Raw genomic sequence first — 7,333 nt, forward strand, 5'->3', positions numbered from 1 at the left:
ATTTCACTTTCTTGCTCATATTATAACAAATATAAGCCCAATATATAATAGAATAATGTATAATAATTATAAGAAATTGCAGATTCAAGATAAGTAGACAGTAGAGTTAAAAAATTCTGCTACTATAGATTCATTCAGGAGTAAATCATGGACAAAAATATAAATAAATTTATATATGACAGACACGCTAATATCATTTTCAGCCTAAACGGCAGCAGAGTAAAGGAACTTAAATTCCATAATAAAATGCTTACTCTAAAGGTTGATTCATTATTTCAATATGTGAACAATGAAGAAGTAGAACACAAGGGTGAAGTCTGTTTTAAAGATTGTGATTTAAGGCTTTGTAGTGTGTTGATTTTTAATAAAACCTTAGGTAAAGGTCATTTTACCGGAGATGCTGTTTCTTTAGAGGAATTTATGGATATTCATAAAAATTCTGAGTTTGAAATTATTACAGAAGGTTATTTTTGAAATTCAACGACTTACTCAGGATGGCTTTGGGAAGATGGGAAAAATCCTGTATCCGTTATTATGTATATCTGGAACAGCGGAGATATGGAGTATTCTATCATAAGTGAGTCTATGAGAGATGAATTTCTTGAAAAGGAATTTGATTTTAGTAAAGCTATAAAAAATCCATACATTAAAGAGCTTAAGAAGTAGGTAACCATAAAGATATCGTCGACAATTATAGACTGTTTTGAAGAAGAAGCTTGATATCAGCCGGAAATAGTTATTTGATTTTATATCATTATAAAATCTAAAATTTTGACATCTGAGCCGCTATGGTAGAACCCCTTTTAAACGGTCAAAATATTATCAGCATTTGCCTTAAAATGACTATCTATTTAGAAGAAATAATATATAATATATTTTAGGACTTTTACTTAGTTAAAGTTATAGTGCATATGAAGGGATAGTGGGGAAGTAAAATGAATAAACAACAGCTTGCGGCAAAGATTTGGGAGTCTGCAAATCAAATGAGATCAAAGATTGAAGCCAATGAATATAAGGATTATATATTGGGCTTTATCTTTTATAAGTATCTTTCAGACAAAGAAGAGCAGGACCTGTATAACAGAAAGTGAAATGTAGCTATGGATGATAATGGAATAAAAAATATTGAAGATTGGTGTAAGATTAAACCATATGTTGAAGAAATATGTTGCTTTGACAAAAATAAGGATAATGAAGCAATAAATCAAGCTTATAAGGACATAAAGGAATATAACTCAAATGTAAAAACAGAAAAAGGGTTGTGGGCTATTTTTTGTAGAAGAAAAGATGAGAAGTACAAGTGTATGCAAGTTGGCAGTAGCTATAATATTAATAAAGAACTTAAAGACATACTTGATTTGATGCGACTAGAACCAAAAAAAATTTCAGTAGATACTACATTTACTAAAAAAGCTTTTTCCTATGAAATTGGAAGGGATAAAAATAGTGAAAAGTATAGAGCGATGTATAAAGAACATGATAACTTTATATTTTTCTGTATAAATGCTGATACATTTTCTAAAGAAAGGGGAGAATATGATTCCGTTAATTTTTCTGAGGTAAAGTTTGCATTTTTAACAAAGGCATTATTGTGGAATCCAGCCCCATCTACATCTTCCCGCGGAAAGAAAAATAAAGAAAAAGAGATATACAACAAAATTAGAAATGAGAAAATTAAAATTGATTGGTAGAATATCTGTTTGTCTAGTTAAATAAAACTGAGTACCGAATATATAGGTCGATAGAAAGCAAACAGAGTGACAAACTAAAATAAATAATACATGAAAGACGGAGAATATTAGCAAATGAGAAAATTTAAACGGTGGTTATTAAATACATTTTTTAAAAATGAATTATTGGAAATTCAAAACGAGACAGATAGAAAAAATCAAGATGATATAGAAATTGTTCATCAAATAAAAAGTGGAGGTGGGCAGATTTTAGTATGTATTGCAGGAAGAGGATATTATCAGGAAGAGGGAGAAGATGCTGTAGAAATGAAGCCTGGTGACTGTATCAATATTCCGGCAGAAGTGAAACACTGGCATGGTGCCGCACCGGATGAATGGTTTTCTCATCTGGCAATTGAAGTGCCAGGTGAAGAGACATCGAATGAGTGGTGTGAGCCGGTTGCCTACGAAATATATAAATTGCTCAGATAACTTCCGGTTTGTAGACCTAAAACAGAATACCGATCCTTACATAGCAGTCATGCGCTTCGGTGCCGGGCTGCTAATTTTTTGCGAAAGGAGCAGTATCGAATGAAGCTTGTATCAATCAGAGCGTAGATGTGTTGCTCAAGACTTCCTCTCTGTTTGATCCGTTCCCGCCGGAGATGGGAACGGGCACCCCCTTTCTTGACCGTCTATATTGCTACATGAACCCGGCGTTTGTACCGAGTGCATTTTCTTACTTTCCAAATAAATCGCTGTGCGTTCCTGTTCGGGATAATGTCAAGACGAGCAAATCATTCTCAATCCGATAGACCAATAGCCAATCCGGCTGAATGTGGCACTCACGATGCCCGACCCAGTTTCCGGTTAAAGCGTGGTCTTTATTCTTTTCTGGAAGCTGTTCGCTGCTTGCCAGTTTGCGAATGATGTTGTCCAGAAGGTCAATATCAAGATGACGTTTCATCGCCAGCTTGTAGTCCTTCTTAAATTGATTTGTCCAAACAATGTCTAAATGTTTAATCATTCTTTTAACGCCCTCAATGCCTCATCTACATCAGAGTGGCGTTTTACAGACGGATCACGGGCAATGCGTTCTGCTTCCAGCATTGCTGCCATCGTTTCCTTGTTCGGTTGCTCCATGCGAACATCAAAAGGAAAACCGCCGACACGGATCGACTGACGAAGAAACACATTGATAGCGGTAGTAAGGTTGATGCCTAATTCACCATACAGTGCTTCGCACTGTTTCTTGATGTCGCTGTCCATACGGACACTGAAATTAGTTGTGGTAGCCATAAATTTCAACTCCTTTCCTTGCTATTGCAGTTATATTATATGTTGATTGCATTGCATAGTCAACCTATTAGACGCAAAATTTACAGAAAAGATTATAATTATTTTTGGAGGAACAGCCTATTTAATGTATTTGAAGAGATAAAAATCAATGTTACTACCGGACAGGCGGCAGAGATATACGGCATTCAGGTCAACCGTCACGGCATGGCAGTCTGCCCGTTTCACAATACAAAAATCTAAAACTGCGTGTGGAATGTAAGGTTATTTATCTTGCTCACTAACTTGGTCACTGACTAAGTTGGTATTTACGCTTTTTATGATGCTCCTGAAGCCGGTTGCTATTGAGGAGAATTCAGGCTTATATAGAATCATCTTCAGTGCCTCGTTGGGAAACCAACGGGGTATTTTTTTACTCTAATACGGCTGCATAGGACGCTGAAAAGTCAAAACGAACCGCAGGTAGTCCTGCAAGGACAACCAAAGTGCGCCTACGAGGCCAACGCGAAACCGGAGGATTCTTGTTAAACTTACTTTGTAAGGACGAAAGTCCGGATGTCCATTGAAAACTGAATACTCATTCTTCGGGTACATTCCTGTTTGGTCGAGCTTTCGACTGCACGCCATGAAGCCCATCGGGGCGATGGCGGTTTCGCAGAAGCAAATGCCGGATTGCAACCGGCGGCGGTGCCAAAGCCGGACAGGGACAATGATCCAAGAAAAAAGTGAAAACAACAGGATTTAATATAGCTGATAATGCCACCATTTGGAAAGTAACAATAAGAAGCGAAGTCAGGCAGTATTGCTTTGATAATAACAGGGTTCGTATAGATTGGAATTTTGATTCAGACGGAGCGAACGGATTTGTAAACGATATGGTTGCAGGTGACATTATAATCAGTACCGACGGGAATAGGAAACGTATAAACGGTATTGCGGTTATCACAGATGATGAAGCATATGAGCTTAAAACTGAGGCAGATAAAACCACAAGAGATGTTAAGTGGTTGGCCGTGGGTATTGATGCAGATATTACAGATATTAATGCGGGTAAAATACTTCATAGAATGACAGTTGCAAGAGTTCCTAAGATGAAAATCTCGGATATAGTGGAGTTGGCCGGAAAGGTAAATAATAATCTTGGATGAAGTGATAGATCGTCAGGAAGTAAAACAAAGAATAGAAATTTAATTTTAAGTATTTCAATTGCGTAAAATTAGGTGTATAATAATCTAAAATTATAATGAAAAGGAGTTAAGCTATGAAAGCTGATTATGATATAGTTGTTATCGGTTTCGGAAAGGCGGGAAAGACACTTGCGGCTAAGTTCAGTAAAGCAGGTAAAAGTGTTGCTTTGATTGAGAAAGATAAAAATATGTATGGAGGTACATGCATAAATGTAGGTTGTATTCCTTCAAAGCGACTTATAACGGATGCGTCAAAATCTCAAAACGGAAAGTTTGATAAAAAAGCACAGTACTATAAGGAGGCGGTTGCTGAAAAGAAGAAACTTACAGCCGCTCTTAATAAGGCTAATTATGACAAGATAGCAAGTGCAGGTGTGGACATTATTGACGGAACGGCGTCATTTAAGGATAATCACCATATCATTGTTTTAACTAAAGACGGAAATGTTGAGATTGAAGCTGATAAGTTTATTATTAATACAGGTTCGGTTACTGTAATACCGAAGATTGAAGGAGCTGACAGTAAGGGTGTGTATGCATCAGAGTCTATTATGAATCTTGAAGAATTACCTAAAAGACTTACTATTGTAGGTGGCGGTTATATAGGACTTGAGTTTGCTTCTATGTATGCAGATTTCGGAAGTAAGGTAACTGTAGTTCAGGATGGAGATGTATTCTTGCCTAGAGAAGATGAGGATATTGCAAAAGCTATCCGTGATGTATTGGAAGCGAAATCTGTAGAGATAGTTACAGGTGCAAAGGTGACCAAAGCCGAAGAGGGCAAATTATATTATGAGGTTTTAGGAGAGTCAAAGACTTTAGACTCCGATGCGATTTTACTTGCTGTAGGTCGTAGACCGAATACAGACGGTCTGGGATGTGAAAATGCAGGTATTAAGCTTACTGACAGAGGTGGCGTAGTTACCGATGAGCATTTAAAGACAAGTGTGGATAATATCTGGGCTGCAGGTGATGTTTGCGGTAAGCTTCAGTTTACATATATTTCACTTGATGACAGCAGAATCATATGGGATGAAATAATGGGAGAGGATAAGAGAACTACAGAAAACAGAGGAGCATTCTCTTATTCGGTATTTATCAATCCGCCGTTCTCAAGAGTCGGAATGAGTGAAAGGGATGCAAAGGCGGCAGGGGTTGAATACAAAGTTTTAAGCTTAAGTGCAAATGCTATTCCGAAGGCTAAGGTCTTAAGAAAAACAGACGGACTGTTAAAGGCTTTTGTTACAGCTGACGGTACAATTTTGGGTGCTGAGCTTTTCTGTGAAGAGTCTTATGAGATGATTAACTTTATAAAACTGGCAATGGACCACGGTATCAAAGCAAAGGATATAGCAAACTTTATATTCACACATCCTACAATGTCTGAAAGTTTAAACGATTTGTTTGCAATGTAATATAGATATTTTTAAATTTGTACTTGCAATATAAAAAAAATCCTGTATAATATTACACAGCTAACAACTCAGTTTGCTATGAATGATATTTATTTCTTGGATAGAATGCTCAAAGACGAGTCTTGGGGGCATTCTATCTTTTTTAATATCAATGCATTCTGGTTGATATTAAATGAAAGGATTTGCCCGAATAATTTATTTGGTTTAGGGCCGGTGAGAAAATGATAAGAATAGGTATTTTGGGATATGGAAACCTTGGAAGAGGAATCGAGTGTGCTATAAAGCATACAAAGGATATGAAGTTGGTAGCGGTGTTTACAAGAAGAGATCCTTCAAGTGTTAAGATTCTTACATCTGATGCAAAGGTTGACAGTGTTGAAAATATTTTAAGTTATCAGGATGATATAGATGTTTTGGTACTTTGCGGTGGCAGTGCGACAGATTTACCTGTACAGACACCTGAATATGCCAAGTATTTCAATGTTATTGACAGCTTTGATACTCATGCAAATATTCCGGAGCATTTTGCAAAGGTTGACGATGCTGCAAAGGCAACCGGTCACTTCGGTCTTATATCTGTAGGCTGGGATCCGGGTATGTTCTCACTTAACAGAGTATGTGCAAATGCGATTCTTCCAAACGGTGCAGATTATACTTTCTGGGGTAAGGGAGTAAGTCAGGGACATTCGGATGCTATCAGAAGAATTGAAGGCGTTGTAGATGCAAGACAGTATACAGTACCTGTAGAGTCGGCTCTTGAAGCTGTCAGAAGCGGTAAGAATCCTAAACTTACTACAAGACAAAAGCATACAAGAGAGTGCTATGTAGTGGCTGCAGACGGTGCAGACAAGGCAAAAATTGAAGAAAAGATAAAGACAATGCCTAACTACTTTGCAGACTATGATACAACAGTTCATTTCATCACAGCTGAGGAGATGAAGAAGAATCATTCAAAGCTTCCACACGGCGGATTTGTTATTAGAAGCGGAAAAACAGGTTGGGATGATGAGAACAATCATGTTATTGAGTATCGCTTAAAGCTTGATTCAAACCCTGAGTTCACAGCTTCCGTAATCATTGCATATGCAAGAGCCGCATATCGTATGCATAATGAAGGAAAGATCGGAGCACATACAGTATTTGATGTGGCACCGGCTTATCTGCTTGATATGAGTGTCGATGAGATAAGAGCACATCTGCTGTAATATAACAATAGTTTAGCTGTTACACTAAGTGTAGCAGCTATTTTAATGTAAAGATTATGTTTTTATGATATAATTTTTACATCTGATACAGTGGTAAATGATTTTGTGGTGTGTATGGAAGAGATTTTGAAAAAGGTATTTATTGAGAAGTATAAATACAGTATTGTAATAGCGATATCATATTATATATTGCCGTTTTTGGTTTATATAGTACCGGTAGAAGACCCGTTTGACAGAGCAATTCTCTTTGCTTATATAGTAATTGCTGTTATACCGCTTATTTTACTTGTTTTATCTATAATATTTGCAATAAGAAACGGGTTTTATTGGTACTTTTCATTTAGGATATTCATTTTATGTTTGGCTTATATGCTGTTTACCGGTATCAGTATACTTATGTTTTGTGTAGGATATTTTATAGTAAGCGTAATAGGACAATGCATAGGAGCATTCATTAGAGAACATAAACTGTAATATATCAGGCATCCATATCGTGATTTTCTCCATGTCAAGCATAAATGATTATGTCCTAAAATAATTATTTTATAAGCCCCACAAAA

General features: G+C 36.7%; 9 protein-coding genes and 2 pseudogenes. 9 read left to right on the forward strand and 2 right to left on the reverse strand.

The window, feature by feature from the left end; translation table 11 throughout:
• Positions 1–147: 147 nt before the first annotated feature.
• The 4 genes and pseudogenes from ACO6FI_RS12835 to ACO6FI_RS12850 form a co-directional block, all read left to right on the forward strand.
• A pseudogene (locus ACO6FI_RS12835) lies at positions 148–573 on the forward strand (hypothetical protein); the annotation flags it as partial.
• 362 nt (positions 574–935) lie between these two features.
• Positions 936–1,091, forward strand: a complete 156-nt coding sequence (locus ACO6FI_RS12840; RefSeq protein ID WP_485457673.1) for a type I restriction-modification system subunit M N-terminal domain-containing protein — start codon at positions 936–938, stop codon at positions 1,089–1,091.
• Positions 1,092–1,100: 9 nt separating this feature from the next.
• A complete protein-coding gene (locus ACO6FI_RS12845; RefSeq protein ID WP_485457674.1) occupies positions 1,101–1,691 on the forward strand; it encodes a hypothetical protein in 591 nt (196 codons plus the stop codon).
• Positions 1,692–1,907: 216 nt separating this feature from the next.
• Positions 1,908–2,162 (forward strand): annotated as a pseudogene (locus tag ACO6FI_RS12850) (cupin domain-containing protein); the annotation flags it as partial.
• Positions 2,163–2,409: 247 nt separating this feature from the next.
• Here ACO6FI_RS12850 and ACO6FI_RS12855 read toward each other — a convergent pair.
• Together ACO6FI_RS12855 and ACO6FI_RS12860 are read right to left on the reverse strand one after the other, a co-directional pair.
• The gene (locus ACO6FI_RS12855) at positions 2,410–2,697 is read right to left on the reverse strand and encodes a type II toxin-antitoxin system YafQ family toxin (protein ID WP_485457675.1); all 288 of its coding nucleotides are present in this window, start codon (positions 2,695–2,697) and stop codon (positions 2,410–2,412) included.
• Positions 2,694–2,969, reverse strand: a complete 276-nt coding sequence (locus ACO6FI_RS12860; protein WP_485457676.1) for a type II toxin-antitoxin system RelB/DinJ family antitoxin — start codon at positions 2,967–2,969, stop codon at positions 2,694–2,696. The genes ACO6FI_RS12855 and ACO6FI_RS12860 overlap by 4 nt, the downstream gene beginning before the upstream one ends.
• Positions 2,970–3,008: 39 nt before the next feature.
• Here ACO6FI_RS12860 and ACO6FI_RS12865 point away from each other — a divergent pair, with 39 nt between their 5' ends.
• The 5 genes from ACO6FI_RS12865 to ACO6FI_RS12885 all read left to right on the forward strand — a co-directional run bounded on the left by ACO6FI_RS12865 (position 3,009) and on the right by ACO6FI_RS12885 (position 7,247).
• On the forward strand, positions 3,009–3,209 hold the full coding sequence (locus tag ACO6FI_RS12865; RefSeq protein ID WP_485457677.1) for a hypothetical protein: 201 nt from the start codon (positions 3,009–3,011) through the stop codon (positions 3,207–3,209).
• A 482-nt stretch (positions 3,210–3,691) separates the two neighbouring features.
• Positions 3,692–4,114, forward strand: coding sequence for a hypothetical protein (locus tag ACO6FI_RS12870; RefSeq protein ID WP_485457678.1), 423 nt, complete (start codon positions 3,692–3,694; stop codon positions 4,112–4,114).
• Between the two features lie 113 nt (positions 4,115–4,227).
• Positions 4,228–5,568: an FAD-dependent oxidoreductase gene (locus tag ACO6FI_RS12875; RefSeq protein ID WP_485457679.1), complete on the forward strand. Its 1,341-nt coding sequence runs from the start codon at positions 4,228–4,230 to the stop codon at positions 5,566–5,568.
• A 221-nt stretch (positions 5,569–5,789) separates the two neighbouring features.
• Positions 5,790–6,773: a diaminopimelate dehydrogenase gene (locus ACO6FI_RS12880; protein WP_485457680.1), complete on the forward strand. Its 984-nt coding sequence runs from the start codon at positions 5,790–5,792 to the stop codon at positions 6,771–6,773.
• A 126-nt stretch (positions 6,774–6,899) separates the two neighbouring features.
• Complete coding sequence (locus ACO6FI_RS12885; protein ID WP_485457681.1) at positions 6,900–7,247, forward strand: hypothetical protein; 348 nt, start codon at positions 6,900–6,902, stop codon at positions 7,245–7,247.
• Positions 7,248–7,333 lie beyond the last annotated feature (86 nt).

The organism is Lachnoanaerobaculum sp. (genome assembly GCF_057250505.1).